Source organism: Cyclobacteriaceae bacterium (genome assembly GCA_025808415.1).
Taxonomy (GTDB): Bacteria; Bacteroidota; Bacteroidia; order Cytophagales; family Cyclobacteriaceae; genus UBA2336.
The window spans coordinates 1,719,140-1,735,645 of record CP075525.1; the positions used below are offsets into that span (position 1 = coordinate 1,719,140).

The 16,506-nt window shown below is 43.9% G+C and carries 13 protein-coding genes; 8 read left to right on the forward strand and 5 right to left on the reverse strand.

The window, feature by feature from the left end; translation table 11 throughout:
* Positions 1-8: 8 nt before the first annotated feature.
* Positions 9-752 (reverse strand): prolyl oligopeptidase family serine peptidase, encoded by a 744-nt coding sequence (locus tag KIT51_08120; GenBank protein UYN88196.1) that lies wholly within the window; start codon positions 750-752, stop codon positions 9-11.
* 53 nt (positions 753-805) lie between these two features.
* Here KIT51_08120 and pdeM point away from each other — a divergent pair, with 53 nt between their 5' ends.
* Both pdeM and KIT51_08130 read left to right on the forward strand, forming a co-directional pair.
* Positions 806-1,444: a ligase-associated DNA damage response endonuclease PdeM gene (pdeM, locus tag KIT51_08125; GenBank protein UYN88197.1), complete on the forward strand. Its 639-nt coding sequence runs from the start codon at positions 806-808 to the stop codon at positions 1,442-1,444.
* 3 nt (positions 1,445-1,447) lie between these two features.
* Complete coding sequence (locus KIT51_08130; GenBank protein UYN88198.1) at positions 1,448-2,812, forward strand: CapA family protein; 1,365 nt, start codon at positions 1,448-1,450, stop codon at positions 2,810-2,812.
* A gap of 1 nt (position 2,813) precedes the next feature.
* Here KIT51_08130 and KIT51_08135 read toward each other — a convergent pair whose 3' ends face one another.
* Positions 2,814-3,527, reverse strand: a complete 714-nt coding sequence (locus tag KIT51_08135; protein ID UYN88199.1) for a hypothetical protein — start codon at positions 3,525-3,527, stop codon at positions 2,814-2,816.
* Between the two features lie 4 nt (positions 3,528-3,531).
* The gene (locus tag KIT51_08140) at positions 3,532-5,364 is read right to left on the reverse strand and encodes a sulfatase-like hydrolase/transferase (GenBank protein UYN88200.1); all 1,833 of its coding nucleotides are present in this window, start codon (positions 5,362-5,364) and stop codon (positions 3,532-3,534) included.
* Positions 5,365-5,465: 101 nt separating this feature from the next.
* Here KIT51_08140 and KIT51_08145 point away from each other — a divergent pair, with 101 nt between their 5' ends.
* A complete protein-coding gene (locus KIT51_08145; GenBank protein ID UYN88201.1) occupies positions 5,466-7,184 on the forward strand; it encodes an amidohydrolase in 1,719 nt (572 codons plus the stop codon).
* Between the two features lie 59 nt (positions 7,185-7,243).
* Here the strand turns inward: KIT51_08145 and KIT51_08150 are convergent, their stop codons facing one another.
* Positions 7,244-7,648, reverse strand: coding sequence for a TerB family tellurite resistance protein (locus KIT51_08150; protein UYN88202.1), 405 nt, complete (start codon positions 7,646-7,648; stop codon positions 7,244-7,246).
* Positions 7,649-7,783: 135 nt separating this feature from the next.
* Between KIT51_08150 and KIT51_08155 the strand changes: the two genes are divergently transcribed.
* The 5 genes from KIT51_08155 to KIT51_08175 all read left to right on the forward strand — a co-directional run bounded on the left by KIT51_08155 (position 7,784) and on the right by KIT51_08175 (position 14,700).
* On the forward strand, positions 7,784-8,467 hold the full coding sequence (locus KIT51_08155; protein UYN88203.1) for a DUF2807 domain-containing protein: 684 nt from the start codon (positions 7,784-7,786) through the stop codon (positions 8,465-8,467).
* 45 nt (positions 8,468-8,512) lie between these two features.
* A complete protein-coding gene (locus KIT51_08160) occupies positions 8,513-9,286 on the forward strand; it encodes a sterol desaturase family protein (GenBank protein UYN88204.1) in 774 nt (257 codons plus the stop codon).
* A 150-nt stretch (positions 9,287-9,436) separates the two neighbouring features.
* A complete protein-coding gene (locus tag KIT51_08165; GenBank protein UYN88205.1) occupies positions 9,437-11,599 on the forward strand; it encodes a glutamine synthetase III in 2,163 nt (720 codons plus the stop codon).
* 111 nt (positions 11,600-11,710) lie between these two features.
* On the forward strand, positions 11,711-13,186 hold the full coding sequence (locus tag KIT51_08170; GenBank protein ID UYN88206.1) for a M28 family peptidase: 1,476 nt from the start codon (positions 11,711-11,713) through the stop codon (positions 13,184-13,186).
* Positions 13,187-13,206: 20 nt separating this feature from the next.
* Complete coding sequence (locus tag KIT51_08175; GenBank protein ID UYN88207.1) at positions 13,207-14,700, forward strand: M28 family peptidase; 1,494 nt, start codon at positions 13,207-13,209, stop codon at positions 14,698-14,700.
* Between the two features lie 126 nt (positions 14,701-14,826).
* Here the strand turns inward: KIT51_08175 and KIT51_08180 are convergent, their stop codons facing one another.
* On the reverse strand, positions 14,827-16,485 hold the full coding sequence (locus KIT51_08180; protein UYN88208.1) for a S41 family peptidase: 1,659 nt from the start codon (positions 16,483-16,485) through the stop codon (positions 14,827-14,829).
* Between the last annotated feature and the right edge of the window lie 21 nt (positions 16,486-16,506).

The window sequence follows — 16,506 nt, forward strand, 5'->3', positions numbered from 1 at the left end:
TGGGTTGCTCATTTAGTTGTAGTGGATTTGCTAAAAAGCCAGGGGAGCAATTGGGGTTCTTTAAAGGCTGGCACCCAGCTATCGTGGCCAACTTTTTTGTACTCGGTATAGCGCGGTTTTGCACCAGCCTTTTTCAACGCAGCAACCATGGTGCGGCTTTGTTCGGGCAATACGATTTCATCTTTTTGTCCATGAAAAACCCAAAACGGTATGTGGCTGATCTTTTGGGCCTGGTTCCAGTCACCTCCCCCGCAAATGGGGACGGCCGCAGCAAATGTATCCGGGAAACGGGTAACCAGGTACCAGGTGCCAAACCCACCCATGGATAAGCCCATGAGGTAAATCCGTGAAGCATCAATCGGTTCATGTTTGACCAGCGAATCAATCAGGGCCATCACTAATGCGGCTGGTTCTTCTACTTTGCCATACCAGTCTTGCGGTGCCCAACGCTTACCTACTGGGCATTGGGGCACCGCTACATAAGCAGGGAACTTAGTTCGGTTTGCAGCGTTTAGAAAAAGTTCGGTAATGTATTTCAGGTTTTGCTCATTATCGTTTCCGCGCTCACCTGAGCCATGAAGGAAAATCACCAATGGATACTTTTTATCACGGGCAGCATTTTCCGGAAACAATAAACGGTAAGGAAGTGTATCTTGCTCCGTTTGAAATTCATATTTTTTGAATTCGGATAAATCCTGCGTAAAGGCTGGGCACGCAACGAAGACAAAAATAAGTGTGAACAATCGTGTCATAGATCAGGTAAATGAAAGGTTAAGTTAATGCTTTTATTTTTGCATGATAGGTTATGGACATTACCATTTTTAACGAAACGTTTGAACTTCTTCCACAGCGTGCTGTATGGTGGAAAAAACACAATATGATATTGCTGGCCGATATGCATTTGGGAAAAGTTAATCATTTCCGAAAGGCCGGCATCCCTGTGCCTGTAAAGGCCAACGAAAAAAACTGGGAGGTATTGATTGATCTGGTGCAAACCCTGAAACCTCAACGGGTTGTATGCATTGGTGATCTTTTTCACAGCCACTATAATTATGATTGGGAATTGGTTGGTGAATTTACAAGGGCTTTTCACCACGTTTCGTTTGAATTGGTTACCGGCAATCATGATGTACTAACCCACCAGCAATATAACCGGTGCAACATAGTCCTCCACGGTGAGGGTTTACGGGTCGATCGGTTTTTGTTTTCACATTTCCCATTGGCCGAACCGCTACCTGGTGTTTATGTTATTTCAGGTCATATCCACCCGGGCGTACAGCTATTAGGCCGTGGAAAGCAAAGAATTATGCTGCCTTGTTATTACTTTGGCGAACATCAGGGTTACTTGCCTGCCTTTGGGATGTTTACGGGGCTTTCGCGCATTCAACCCAAAATGGAGGACCGGATATTTGCCATTGCTGACAATACCGTGATAAAGATTTAATCCATGCTAGAAAAGGCTTTACGATATTTTTTCTTTCTGTTGGTAGCGTGTTGCGCTAAGCTTGTAAACGGACAAGACACTGCACGCATCTCGTTGCTGTTTCTTGGAGATATTATGCAACACGAAACACAAATCAACGCAGCACTTAATTCAAAAACCGGTAAGCATGAGTATGCAGCGTGCTTTCAATTCCTTAAACCTTACTTTCAATCGGTTGACCTTACCATAGGCAATCTTGAACTTACCCTTGCAGGTAAACCGTATACAGGCTATCCTCAATTCAGCGCTCCTGATGAACTGGCGGTAGCGTTAAAAGAGATTGGTATTGATGTACTGGTAACAGCCAATAACCATAGCGTTGACCGCAGGAAAAGAGGACTTGAGCGAACAATTCGTGTTTTGGATAGCCTTCAATTTATGCACACCGGAACGTTTGCCGATACCGTAGAGCGGATGAACGATTATCCATTGTTGATCCATAAGAATGGTTTCAGGCTGGCACTTCTCAACTATACCTATGGCACCAATGGTATACCCGTATCAAAACCGAATATTGTAAACCTCATTGATACTGTGCTGATAAAGAAAGACCTGGCTCGTGCCCGCGAACTTCAACCCGATGCCAGTATTGTTTTTATGCATTGGGGCAATGAATATGAACGCCAGCCCACCAAACAACAGCGGCAGTTGGCTGAATTTTGCTTTACGCACGGAGCGCAGTTGGTAATTGGTGCACACCCGCATGTACTGCAGCCTATGGAGTGGCGAGGAGATGAAAATAAACTAGTAGCTTACTCACTCGGAAACTTTGTTTCCGGTCAGCGGCCGCGTTACCGCGATGGGGGAGCCATGTTGCAAGTTGAATTAAAAAAAATAATAAACACAAATTTGTCCACTACAGTAATCGATACAGCGTATTACCGCTTGCAATGGGTTTACCGCACCACTGATGCACAACGGAAATTCTATGTTTTACCGGTAGCTACGTTTGAAAGTGATCCGACTAATTTTATTAAAGATGAATCGTCAAAACTCGCCTTTAAAACATTTATCGATGATTCCAGAAAACTTTTAACACAGTATAACAAGGGAGTTGTTGAATTGCGTACAATTCCTGCGGATACGGTTACATCCTATACCCTTCGTGTATTTGAAGCTGCGAATACCGGTGAAGTCTATTCTATTTTAGAAAAGGCAGGTTCATTTCCGCATGGTTTGCATAGTGAAATAAATGAAATGGGGCTTACGGTTTTTTATACCGGTAAATTTTCATCGTGGGAAAAAGCCATGCGGTATCGTCAAACCCTGGAGGCAGTGTGGCCGAACTGCAGCGTTGTAAAGTGTGTGAATGGATTACCTGTCGAATAGGTTATCGCCTTCTTTTCTTTTTTGGGCCAGGGCCGCCTCCTGAACTAAATATCAATCCAATTGAAAACTCAAGGCCTGTGAGGTCAATTTTGGCATCCGGATAATCAACCGGTGTGGTGGCTATGGTATTTCCTGTACCCCCGGTGTAGTTTCCTGTAAGTGGAAAAGCAGACTGCCCCACCAGGTAGTTACATTCTAACGATACGCCAACCTGGCTGTTCACGTAAAGCGTTAGTTCGGCACCGGCATGGTAACCAAAGCCCGGTTTGTTGGTATACTGCAAATTGGCATTAACAACTTCCAATCCGTAAAATTCACGCATGGCCCGATCCATATTCCCGTACAATATTTTTTGGTCAAAGCCATAGAAAAAAAATCCTCCCCCCTTAATGTCAAATTGAACAGCATTCCCTTTTAGCTCAAAAACAATTTCGGCAGGGATAAAAATCGTAAAGTTAGGGCCCACTAATGGGTGTTTTGTTTCGAAGGGAAGGTCTTTAACATTTAAGCCTGACATTCTGTAAAGTGATGCCCCCGTTTCAACAGCTATGAAGTTGTTAAGATTAAAACCAATACCACGAATTGAAAACGGACTGATGGGCGTAGAGAAGTATCCGTTTTTTGGAATGAAATAGGAAAATGAGAGTCCGAAATCCTGCGCCTTCAATGTCAACGAGAACAACAGGACTGTAACGGTGCAGAAGATTCGATTCATGGCTTTATTTTTTAGCGTTGTACTCACTGTATAATTTCTGAAGGTAAGCTTTTGCGAAAAATAATTCCTCTTCTTGTGCAATTCCTTCCTTTCGTATGTACTGCTTTCCCGGGTTATCAAAAATGATGTACCGCTCATGGTCCAGGTAGCCATAACCATCATTGAAAATGTAAACAGCAAAATCTTTTACAGGTGAGCCGAGCAAGTTTTTACTGAAAATAAAATCGGGCGAAGGTTTGCCAAGTTGTGCCAGAAGGGTGTTGGCAATATCGGATTGATTACCCATGGTATGAACAACGGTATCTTTTTGAACAACTCCGCCTATCCAAAGCATGGGTATCCTGAATTTTTCTTTGGTTTCATAACGTTTATTTCCAGGAAACCGATGTCCATGGTCAGCCGTGATGATGATAAGCGTATTTTTCCACCATGGTTTTTGTTTGGCATTGGCAATAAAGTTACCCAGCCATTTGTCGGTGTAGTGGCATGAATTTAAAAAGCGCGCTTCATCATCTGCGCCTTCAAAAACCGGTTCCATGGGCACATCAAAGGGTTCATGGCTGCTTAGCGTAAGTACGGTTTTAAAAAATGGCGTGGATTGCGTTGTATCTATTTCATGCAACGTTTGTTTAAATACATATTCGTCATGTACGCCCCATTTGGTTGTGTATAAATCGTCATCAAAATCGTCTACCGATGTAATGTGACGATAGCGCCCAGCGGTTAAAAAGGAGTTGTAGTTGGCAAAGTCAGCATCGCCCCCGTAAACAAATGAGTTTTTGTAGCCCAGTTCTTCCAGTTTCACGCTTAGGTACGGAAGGCGTTGTGTTTTTTGCGGGTACTTGATTATAGAACCTTTTGGTTGGGCTGGAAAGGCACTTAAAATACTAACCAATCCCTTATCGGTACGGTCACCGTTGGCATAAAGCTGGTCAAATAGTATTCCTTCCCGGCAAAGTTCGTTTAACCTTGGTGCAACCCCGGGCATTCCTCCGAGTGGCTCAATAACGTCTGCGGTGAAACTTTCCAGTATTATCAACAGGATATTCGGCTGAGCTAGTGTAAGTACATGGTACGTTGAATCCTGTCTGGGATAGAGCCTTGAAAAATATTCTTCCGTTTGTTGTTTGTCAAAAAAATCTTCCGGGTACTTAATGGCATTGTCATTTTTCAGGCTGTATAAAAAATTCCACACCACATTTATGCCGGCATGATTGGCAAACATTTTTGTTTTATGGAAATAAACCATGCCAACATTCATGGTGGCCGTACTTAAACTTCCACGAATAGGAAAAAACAAAAGACCGGTTGTTAGAAAAATAACAAGTGCACTCTGGGGTTTGCCGGGCCTGAGATCTGCCAGTGAGAGGGCAATGGTTTTAAAGTACAGCCGGATAAAAATGAATACCAATGCACTGAAAATCATCAGCAGTTTAATGGTTACCCACAGGCTGGCCATACCGGCTGCTTCGGAGCCCATGTAAAAAAATGGAGTAATGTTCATACGAAAGCCCCAGTGCCGGTATAACTCCAGGTCAATCAATATTATCAGACCGGAAAAGACCAGAAAACCAAAGGTAACGCTGTGCATTGCACCAGCAATCCACCGTTTTTGAGTAAAAACCGAAGTTGTTAATAGCAATCCGCAAAGCATGGCAATGTATCCCGTAGTGCTCAGGTCCATTTTTAATCCATAAGCAAGGGCTTTGATTATTTCGCTAACGGTAAGTTGTGCGCTATAGTTGTAGTTGTATACCAGGAACAGAAGCCGGGCGACAGAAAAAAATGCCATCCAATAAAGGATAATCAGAAACAATATTTTGAGTCGTGCCCGCATGCCTGGTAACCCGTTTATCCTTAAACGGGTGCCCAAAGATAAGTTGGCTTAGTTTTCAATTAAAATATACTTAACATTAAGCTCACGAAAATGTAATCGCAATGAAAAAAGTAACGCTGTACACTTGGGCTATGCTAACAATGCTGTTGGTCAGTAACTGCGGATCGGGTGTAGGTCCAGCCGACATGGTGGTGTTGGGGGGAAAGATATACACGGTAAATGAAGCGCAACCCGAAGTAGAGGCTGTTGCAGTTAATGGTGACAAAATTGCATTTGCGGGAAGTGAGCAGGATGTGCAGAAGTACATTGGAAAGAACACCAGAGTCGTTAACCTGGAAGGGAAAACAATGTTCCCGGGTTTTATAGAAGGCCATGGGCATTTTATGGGCGTGGGTTACAATGAACTGAACCTGGACCTGATGTATGTAAAAAGTTATGATGAGCTGATTGAAAAAGTGAAGGAGGCTGCCGGGAAGGCGCAACCCGGTCAATGGATTTTGGGCCGAGGCTGGCACCAGGATAAGTGGGATGTGAAGCCTGAGAAAATGATCAAAGGATTTCAAACGCACCATAAGCTTAGCGAGGTTTCGCCAAACAACCCGGTGTTTTTACGCCACGCCAGCGGCCATGCTGCCATGGCCAATGCAAAAGCCATGGAGGTTGCCGGTGTTAACCAATTATCCAAAGAGATTATTCAGGATATAGCGGAAGATGGTGGTGAAATAATCCGTGATGAATGGGGAAATCCAACAGGCATATTCAACGAGCGGGCCATGGGTTTGATTTCCCGATTTATACCTGACGATGAGGAGGGTAGGGATGCGCAGGCGTTGGAACTGGCCGTGAAAGCATGTTGGCGAAACGGCATCACCAGTTTTCACGATGCTGGTGTAACACGTGAGAATATAACCTTGTTCAAAAAGTTCAAGGAGGAAGGCAAGCTTGGTGTGCGTTTATATGCCATGCTAACCGGCTGGGATCGTGATCTGGTGTATGAGTGGTTCAGGAAAGGTCCGGAAATTGATGCCGCTAACCTGTTAACCATACGTTCGGTCAAACTCAACTGCGATGGTGCCCTCGGTTCACGTGGTGCATGGTTGCTTGAACCATATACAGATCGGCCGGATTTTTTTGGCATGGCTACATACCCGATGGATACTGTACTGGTTATCTCCCGCCAGGCATTGAAATCCGGTTTTCAGGTTTGTTCACATGCTATCGGGGATCGCGCCAACCAGGAAATCCTTGATCGTTACGAAATAGCGTTGAAAGAAAACCCATCGGTAAAAGATCACCGTTTCCGGATTGAACACGCACAACATCTACACCCCAATGATATTCCCCGTTTCGGAAAACTGGGAGTAATACCTGCTATGCAGGCCATTCATATGTCAAGCGATAGACCTTGGGCAATTGAGCGCTTAGGTGAAAAGCGGATTAAAGAGGGTGCTTACATGTGGCAGTCGCTGTTGCAGTCGGGGGCCATAATTGTTAACGGAACAGATGCCCCCGTGGAACCCCTCAACCCCATACCTAGCTTTTATGCTTCGGTATCGCGTAAAACGCTTAAAGGCGAACCTGAAGGAGGTTATGAACCTGAGGAGAAGATGACCCGTGCGCAGGCGTTGCGCTCCTATACCCTGGATGCTGCGTATGGTGCTTTTGAGGAGAAAATAAAGGGCTCGATTGAAAAGGGTAAACTTGCTGATTTTGTGATCTTATCAAAAGATATTATGCAGTGTTCAGAGCAGGATATCCTTAAGTCAGAGGTAAGCATGACCATTTTTGGAGGCAAGGTGGTATACGAAAAGAAAAACTGAAGGAAATAAAAAAATCCTGGCGGAAGTTGCCAGGATTTTGGGTTATAGGTTTGGTTGAATTAGTCGCGGATGTATTTCTCAGCTTTTTTCCTGAGCATTTCCCGGTCAGCGGTAATGGAGGGGTCACTGTAAATGTGTTGTGAGAGCTCACCAACAACGGCTTTCTTGTAGCCGAGTTTTTCGGCAATCGTTTCACAAAAAACAATTTCACTCCTGAAAACCTGGCCGTCCATTTTCATCATTTGAATGAGGTAGTACAGGTGTTCAAATTTTTCATCGTTGGTCATTGCAGAAAGGTCCGAAATGGGCTTCGGTTTATTGATCATTTCCTGAACCTCTTCGGCAGTCAATCCGTTAGCTTTGCCAACCATGTGTATTAACTTAGCCTCCCGCTCTTCAATTTTACTGTCGCTGGCAGCTAGATTGATAAGGGTATTAAGTTCTGCTTTCGTGTTAAATGACATAGGTTTGTTTTTATAAAATCGTTGAAATATAGCTAAAATTACAATGTTTTGATACACTTGCAAAAAAATCAGACGGTTTTATAAGTTCGTGCAACCTTTGATTCTACCGGTGGTCTTTCGAATAAATTCAGCGTTATGAATAAAGTATTGGCTTTTCTCTTGTTGTTTTCTTTTGGGTCATATGTGTTTGCACAGGAAACTGAAACACGGGATGTTGGTTCGTTTAGGGGAATTAAATCGGCAACCGGTATTGACGTTTACCTGAAAAAGGGCTCAAAGGAAAGCGTGCGGGTGGAAGTATCCGGTACGGGCATCAAGAATGTGATAACGCAGGTGTCGGGCGATTACCTGAAAATCCATATGGATGAAGGTAGGTATAACCGTAGCCGTACGGTAAAGGTTTATGTTACGTATGTCGAGCTCACAAAACTTTCATGCAGTTCTGCCTCCAGTATTTATGCTGATGGAATTATCAAAGCAAGGTCCCTTGATTTGAGTGCGTCCAGTGCCGGCTCTATTGATGTTGGGGTAGAGGTTGAAGCGTTAACTGCCAGCGCGTCAAGTGCAGCTGAAATCGAGTTGCGCGGAAAGGCAAAACGGGTTGAGTTGGAAGCCAGCAGTGCAGCAAAAATTAATGGCTATGATTTGGAGGCTGATGAAGCCGATGTGAGTGCCAGCAGTGCAGGTTCAATACGCATTTCAGTGGGGCAAAAAATTGATGCCCGTGCCAGCAGTGGTGCCGATATCCGGTACCGGGGCAATCCAGTAAAAACAAACACCAATTCCAGCAGTGGGGGCTCAGTAAAAAAATCGAGTTAACAAAAAATCCCGGCCACCTGGCCGGGATTTTTTGTTACTTTGTATATGAGCGTTTACCTGATTGGTTCGAAAAGCTTTTGGACAATCCTAACCGTAATTTTTCTTCGGTACATTGTACTGGCATCAATAGCTTTTTTGATTTTTTATGTAGTTAAAAAACATGCCTGGAGTTTTCGGAAAATCCAGCAGCGTTTTCCGGTACGCCACGACTACCTTCGGGAGGTTGGCTATTCTATGCTTACGGCCATTATTTTTGCCGGGGTTGGGTTTACGGTGTTTCTTACCCCATTAGCCGGGTACACACAGGTTTACTTTAACGTTAGCGAATATGGATGGGGGTATTTTCTGCTCAGTATCATCCTTATCATTTTTTTACATGACACTTATTTTTATTGGATGCATCGGATGATCCATCATAAGTCGGTTTATAAATATGTTCATCGGGTTCATCACTTGTCCACTAATCCTTCTCCGTGGGCAGCCATGGCCTTTCATCCGCTGGAGGCAGTTTTGGAGGCGGGTATTATTGTTGTGGTAGCCTTTGCATTCCCGGTTCATCCTTTGGCCCTGGGTATATTCCTGTTGTTTATGATGGTTTATAATGTCTATGGTCATCTTGGCTATGAGCTATACCCAAAAGGCTTTTCAAAAAGCCGTATCGGCCGTTGGGTCAATACCTCTGTAAACCACAACATGCACCATCTGTACTTCAAAGGAAATTACGGGCTGTACTTTTTGTTTTGGGACCGATGGTTGGGCACCCTGCATCAGGGCTATGACGAGCACTTCGATGAAGTAACGATGCGCAAAAATCCATGAAAGTACTGCCTGTTTAATTGTATTGAAAGGTTGTTTTTTATCCAATTCTTCAAAATTTTGTTAAAATTTTCATGATGTAGGGTTAAATCCGTACCATTTTTTCAAAAATGGTATACCTTTGGCCCCAAATTATACCTAATAACAACCACTATGGCGCAATTACGATTTGAAGCTTTAAAGCGTTTAAATGACATACCCCGGATGCATATGGACCTTCCATCGCCCAGGGTATCCGATTTTTTTGGCGAAAATGTGTTCAGCATGGATCAGATGCGGGCATCACTTTCCCCTGCTGTTTATAAAAAAGTAAGCCAGGCAATTAAATACCATGAAAAAATTGATGAAGATACGGCTGATGCAGTTGCTTCAGCCGTAAAGAGCTGGGCGCTTAACAAAGGAGCCACTCACTTCACGCACTGGTTTCAACCATTAACCGGTGGTACTGCCGAAAAACATGACTCTTTCTTCGATGCATTGGCAGGTATTGAAAAATTTAAAGGTAGTGAATTGGTTCAACAGGAGCCGGATGCTTCATCGTTTCCAAGTGGTGGTATTCGCACCACCTTTGAAGCGCGCGGTTACACGGCATGGGACCCGACTTCTCCCATGTTTTTATATGGAAAAACCCTTTGTATCCCCACGGTATTTGTTTCCTATACCGGTGAAACGCTGGATGCCAAGGGGCCGCTTTTAAAAGCGCTTAAAGCGGTTGATGTGGCCGCAACCAAGGTTAGCCAGTTTTTTGATAAAGACGTTCAATCCGTTAAAGCATCATTGGGTTGCGAGCAAGAGTATTTTGTTGTTGATAAGGGTTTATATATGGCGCGCCCCGATTTGGTAATGGGTGGCCGTTCGGTGTTTGGCCATGCCCCTGCACGCGGGCAACAAATGGAAGACCACTATTTTGCTTCCATACCTTCGCGGGTTTATGACTTCATGAAGGAGTTTGAATACGAAGCCTGGAAGTTGGGTATCCCTGTTCGTACAAGGCACAATGAAGTTGCCCCAAGCCAGTTTGAGGTGGCACCACTATTTGAAGAGGTTAACGTAGCTAACGATCACAACCAATTATTAATGGATGTGATGTGGCGTGTAGCCGAACGCCATAGCCTAAAGGTGTTGTTCCATGAAAAGCCGTTTGCCGGATTGAATGGAACGGGTAAACACAATAACTGGTCGCTAATTACCGATACGGGTGTAAATTTATTTGCCCCGTCAAGCAGTGCGCGCGATAACCTCATGTTCCTTACTTTTTTTGTGAATACCATCAAAGCCGTTCACGAACATGCCGACCTTTTAAGGGCGAGCATCGCAACGGCAGGTAACGATCACCGCCTTGGAGCCAATGAGGCCCCTCCGGCTATCATGTCTGTATTCATTGGTTCGCAAATGTCGGCTGTGTTAGATGAACTGGAGAAGAAGGGCAATGTAAAAATTGAGAAAGGCGATAACATGTACATGAAGCTTGGTATCGATCAAATTCCGGAAATCATTTTGGATGCCACCGACCGAAACCGCACTTCTCCTTTCGCCTTTACCGGTAATAAATTTGAGTTCCGTGCAGTAGGTGGCAGTGATAACTGTGCTGTACCGATGACAGCCCTAAATTTGATCGTAGCAGACCAGCTTACAAAATTTCACGAGGCAGTAACCAAAGAGATTGAAAAGGGTACAGAGAAGCGCCTGGCTATTGTTAATGTATTGCGTAAATACATTAAGGAGTCGAGGGATATACGTTTTGAAGGCGATGGTTATTCTGAGGCTTGGGTAAAAGAGGCGGCTAAACGAAAGCTTAGCAACATCAAGAATACCCCACGTGCATTGGATGCGTACCTTACAGAAAAAACTGTGGATATGTACCAACGCCACGGGGTTTTGACAAAGGCTGAATTGGAAGCACGCAATGAAATCAGGTTAGAGGCCTATATGAAGCGTATTCAAATAGAGGCCCGGGTAATGGGTGATTTGGCCATGAACCACATTGTCCCTACCGCAATTGCCTACCAGAATAAGTTAATTGCGAATGCCAATGGCTTAAAAGGTCTTGGTATTGATAACAAAGCGGTTATTCAAACCATTAAAGAAATAACCGAACTCATCAGCATCATTAAGAGTAGTGTTCGGCAAATGATTGAAGAGCGAAAAAGGCTCAATAAAATTACCGATACACACAAACGGGCAATAGGTTATTGTGACCACATCAAGGAAAAATATTTTGATAAAATCCGAGAAGCGGTGGATGATCTTGAATTATTAATTGATGATGAAGACTGGCCACTTGTAAAATACAGGGAACTTTTGTTCCTTCGCTAAGTATTAACCTAAACCTAAACGAAAAAGCGGAATTCCTAATTTATTAGGTTTTCCGCTTTTTTTATGTTCGTTGCTCAGAAGTAATTGTTCAAAATCTTAGTTTTAATCCCTATGAATAAAATATTTGTTGGTTTGAGCCTGTTTGTTACGTTAACAGCGCTTGCCCAAAAAAAAGTGGTATCTGAAGTTAACAAGCTTATTAAGCCTACTGAGTTGGAGGCGCACCTTGGTTTTTTGGCTGCCGATGAAATGCGCGGCCGGGATACAGGCTCGCCCGAACTAAAAATTGCCGGGAACTACATAGCCACATGGTTTCATCAGCATGGCCTTAAAACACTGCCCGATGCACCAGCATTTTTTCAACCGGTAAACCTGGAGCGATCAACACCGGCCAATGCGGGTTCAGTTACCCTTGGTAGTGATTCATTCCTCTTTAAAGAAAGCATGATCATTTTGAGTGGGGCAAACACAACCTGGAACGGTGAGTTTGTTTATGTGGGGTATGGTGCGCCCGAAGACCTTGAAAAAGTTGATATAAAAGGTAAAATGGTGCTGGCATTGGCTGGATCGAAAGAGGCTGATAACATCAATAAAGTATTTTCTGTAAGCAGTGCCAAGTATGCTTCGGTAATTGAACGTGGAGGTGAAGGACTGGTGGAACTTTTAACATTTTCACAAATCCCATTCCCAACCCTGGTAAATTTTTTTACCGGAGGGCCACGCTGGGGGTTACAGGTTAAAGGTTCAACACAACCCCACGTTTGGTTAAAACCTGCTGACGTAAAGAATATCGCTTATAAGGATAGTGAACGTATCGTGGGCAATCTGTCTATTGCAGGCCAAAAGCGAGAGGTAATTCCAGGAAGGAATGTGGCCGGGTTAATTTCAGGCACTGATCCCAAACTTAAAGATGAGTATATAATCGTAACTGCCCACTATGATCACATTGGTGTTGGAAAGCCGACCGGTAATCAAGATTCAATTTTTAATGGTGCCCGCGATAATGCGATTGGCACCGTAGCACTTTTACAGGTTGCCAAATACCTGGGCCAACATCCACCCAAACGTTCGATACTGTTGGTGGCTGTGACTTCAGAGGAAAAGGGTTTATTGGGTAGCCGTTGGTATGTTGATCATCCGTTGGTGCCCCTGGAGAAACATGTATTGAATATTAACTGCGATGGCGTGGGCTATAATGACAAGTCCATTATTACCAGTATAAGTTTAGGCAGGACTTCAGCTGATGCGAAAATACTTACAGCCGCAAAAGCATTTGGGCTTGGTGTTGGTGGTGATCCTGATCCTAAAGAAGGTTTTTATGAACGCTCCGACCAGGTTTCCTTTGCTACCAAGGGAATTCCGGCCATTAAGCTTCAGCCCGGCCTGGCAAAAATGGATGATGAAATACGAAAATATTACCACCGCCAGGCCGATGAAGTAAGCACACTTGACTTTGATTACCTTACCAAATTCTACAAAACCTTCGTATATGCCGTATCATTGTTAGGCAATGAGCAAACACCTCCATTCTGGAACACGGGCGATAAATACGAGGAAGCCGGTAAAAAACTTTATAATCGCAATTAATTAAACCAATCCCTTACGTTATGATGAATTTTAAAAAACACACTTTACTGTATACCCTGCTTTTTATTTCCGTAGGAGCATGGGCACAGAAAAATCCGGTGGCCGAAGTTACCAGGCTTATCACTACGCCCGAAGTAGAGGCACATTTAACATTTCTTGCTTCCGATGAAATGCGTGGCCGCGATACCGGGTCGCCTGAGTTGGAAATTGCTGCCAATTATATAGCCTCACAGTTCAAAATTTTCGGATTAAAAACAGCACCGGGCCTGCCCGGTTACTTTCAACCTGTTGGGCTTGAAAATGCCCACCCGGCCAAAACAGGTGAGTTGTTGTTTGGCGGGAGTACCTTTAAGTTTAAAGATGATTTTATCCTTTTTGAAGGTGGCAATCAGGCGTGGAACGGGGAGTTTGTTTATGCAGGCTATGGTTCGGCAGATGAACTGAAGCAAGCAAATGTTAAAGACAAAATGGTAATTGCGCTGGCCGGTACGAAAGATTCCGGAGGTAACCCCATGGCCATTTTCAGTGCGGCTGGAGGAAAGTTTCAGGATGCGAAAAATGAAGGTGCCTCAGGGCTTATCGAAATTTTTGCTTCTCCGCAAGTGCCATGGCCTGCCTTGGTAAACTATTTTGCCAACAATGTTTCTACACGCGTAAAATCATCGGGTAACGGTAATGCTACGCATATATGGCTGAAGGACAGTGATGCCGATGCCTTGAAAAAAATTAAAAATGGTTCATTGTCCGGATCGCTAAAGATTGAGGGTGTTAAAGTTGAGCCGGTTCCTACTAAAAATGTTATCGGTATGATTGAAGGAACTGATCCTAAACTGAAGAATGAATTTTTGGTGGTGTCAGCTCATTATGATCATGTTGGTGTGCAGAAAAATGCACAGCCCGGAAAGGATTCAATTTTTAACGGTGCCCGCGATAATGCTATTGGTGTGGTAGGTTTGCTGGCTACTGCGAAGTATCTGGCCCAGTATCAGCCCAAGCGCTCTGTATTGTTTATAGCACTAACGGGGGAGGAGAAGGGGTTGCTGGGCAGCAAGTATTACGCAGAGAATCCTGTTGTGCCATTGAATAAAACCGTTTTCAATTTCAATTGCGATGGGGCCGGGTATAATGATGTTACCATTGCCACTATTATTGGAATGGAGCGCACCACAGCAGAGGCTGACCTGGCGAAAGCGTGTTCAGCTTTTGGTATAAAGGCTACCATTGATCCTGTGCCGGAACAAAATCTTTTTGAACGATCGGATAACTACAACTTTGCGGTGAAGGGTGTTCCGGCCATTACCTTTGCCCCGGGCACAAAAGCTTTTGATGCCGAGTTGTTAAAGTACTACCATCAACCGGCAGATGAAGTATCGTCACTTGATTTTACTTACCTGATTAAGTATTTCAGGGCGTATGTATATGCAAATGTGTTGTTGGCAAATAACCCTGCTGCCCCTACGTGGAAACCCGGTGATAAATTTGAAGCGGAGTCAAAAAAGCTTTACGGAAAGTAATTTAATACAACTCAATTTTCTTTTATCTGTTAACCTGATTTCTTTTATCTGTCAACCTGAGCTTGTCGAAGGATTCTTCACTGAACCCGGTTTCGGCAAGCTCAACCTGACAGAGGGAGGGAGGTATTAATGAATATTCAGCATTTTCTTGTACTGAGTTGTATTGGTTAAGATCTCAGTGGCTTTTTTAATATCCTGATCGTGTTTAAAACTCACCTCTATTATTCCCCGCTCATAAAAATAGCGGGAGATAATATCTTCTTCCAATAATGCTTTCACCTGATCCTTGTAAAGCATAAGTTCGTTCTTTTTATTTTCTTCAATCCTCGCCTTTATCTGGTCAAGCTGGCCTTTCAATTCAGGATAATAGCGTTCGCGTTTGGCTTCTTCACCAAGTTTGTTAAGCTGCTTATCGATTACCGATTCGTAAGTGTATTTTTTGCCTTTCATCCAACCTACAAATTGCTGGTATTCTTCTGCCGTTAATGAAAAGTTACGGGCATCCGGTTGGTTTGTTCGGTTGAAGGCATATTGGGTTGCAAAATCAAAAATATACCCTTGCTGAAATAATGTTTGGGCCACGGCATGTACTTCTTCTTGTGCCACCTGAATGTCAGGCTCAATGCCCCCACCATCATAAACGGTTCTGCCGTTGGTGGTCTTGAAAGCGTTTTTCAACGAATCGGGAATGGAGGCTACGCTTCCATCTTCACGCCTATGGGTATAGTCCAGTACCTGTATGCAACGGCCAGTGGGGGTATAATACTTTGCGGTAGTAATTTTTACCTGTGCGTTATACGAAAGTGGCCGTGGCACCTGCACCAAACCTTTTCCGAACGATCGTTCACCAATAACGATGCCCCGGTCATAATCCTGTAAAGTTCCGGCAACAATTTCTGAGGCGGATGCGCTTCCGCGGTTAATCAACACAACAACCGGTATTTCCAGGTCAGCCGGGTTATCCAGTGTACTGTACGTAGCATTTTGGTCGGCAATCTTACCCTTTGTACTGACTACCTTTTTTCCTTTGGGTAAAAATACATTACAAACATTTACAGCCTCCATAAGCAAGCCTCCAGGGTTATCGCGTAAATCCAAAACAACACCTTTTGGATTTTTTTCTTTAAGCTTCATAAAAGCAGCGCGCACATTTTTACCGGCATCGGGTGTGAATTCGGTAAGTTTGATGTAGGCAATATTGTTATCCAGCATACCCGAATAGGGTACGTTGTTCATTTTTATTTTTTCCCGTTTAAATTCAAGTTTAATCGGATCGGCATGGCCCATCCGTTTTACAGTAAGGGTTACCGGCTCACCAACCTGGCCGCGCATCAGGTTACCAGCTTCGCGCCTGGATATTTTACTGAGTTCGACCTGATTGATTTTAAGTACTTCGTCACCGATTTTTAATCCGCCTTTTTGTGCCGCAAAGCCTTCCATAATCATGGTTACCACGGTTCGGTCGTTAAAGTCGCGGGTAATAGCACCAATTCCTCCATATTGTCCGGTATTCATGGTGCGAAAATCTTCTACCTGATCTTCAGGAATGTAGTTGGTGTACGGGTCGAGCGATTCCAGCATGGCATCAATCCCGGTTTTTACCAAATGGTTGGGGTTTACATCGTCAACATACAAGGCATTTACCTCTTTAAACAAAGTGGCAAAAATGTCCAGGTTCTTGGCAATTTCGAAATAGCGGTCAGCTGGAGGTGTAAAGGCTAAAGCCACTGCGCCTACAACAGTAATGGCCAGTAAAAATTTAAATTTCTTTTTCACGTGTTGCATAAATCAAGTTAACGCAATGAG

Coding starts and splice junctions, on each gene's coding strand:
- KIT51_08120 (UYN88196.1), bottom strand. CDS start 752: ATGACACGATTGTTCACACTTATTTTTGTCTTCGTTGCGTGCCCAGCC.
- pdeM (UYN88197.1), top strand. CDS start 806: ATGGACATTACCATTTTTAACGAAACGTTTGAACTTCTTCCACAGCGT.
- KIT51_08130 (UYN88198.1), top strand. CDS start 1,448: ATGCTAGAAAAGGCTTTACGATATTTTTTCTTTCTGTTGGTAGCGTGT.
- KIT51_08135 (UYN88199.1), bottom strand. CDS start 3,527: ATGAATCGAATCTTCTGCACCGTTACAGTCCTGTTGTTCTCGTTGACA.
- KIT51_08140 (UYN88200.1), bottom strand. CDS start 5,364: ATGCGGGCACGACTCAAAATATTGTTTCTGATTATCCTTTATTGGATG.
- KIT51_08145 (UYN88201.1), top strand. CDS start 5,466: ATGAAAAAAGTAACGCTGTACACTTGGGCTATGCTAACAATGCTGTTG.
- KIT51_08150 (UYN88202.1), bottom strand. CDS start 7,648: ATGTCATTTAACACGAAAGCAGAACTTAATACCCTTATCAATCTAGCT.
- KIT51_08155 (UYN88203.1), top strand. CDS start 7,784: ATGAATAAAGTATTGGCTTTTCTCTTGTTGTTTTCTTTTGGGTCATAT.
- KIT51_08160 (UYN88204.1), top strand. CDS start 8,513: ATGAGCGTTTACCTGATTGGTTCGAAAAGCTTTTGGACAATCCTAACC.
- KIT51_08165 (UYN88205.1), top strand. CDS start 9,437: ATGGCGCAATTACGATTTGAAGCTTTAAAGCGTTTAAATGACATACCC.
- KIT51_08170 (UYN88206.1), top strand. CDS start 11,711: ATGAATAAAATATTTGTTGGTTTGAGCCTGTTTGTTACGTTAACAGCG.
- KIT51_08175 (UYN88207.1), top strand. CDS start 13,207: ATGATGAATTTTAAAAAACACACTTTACTGTATACCCTGCTTTTTATT.
- KIT51_08180 (UYN88208.1), bottom strand. CDS start 16,485: ATGCAACACGTGAAAAAGAAATTTAAATTTTTACTGGCCATTACTGTT.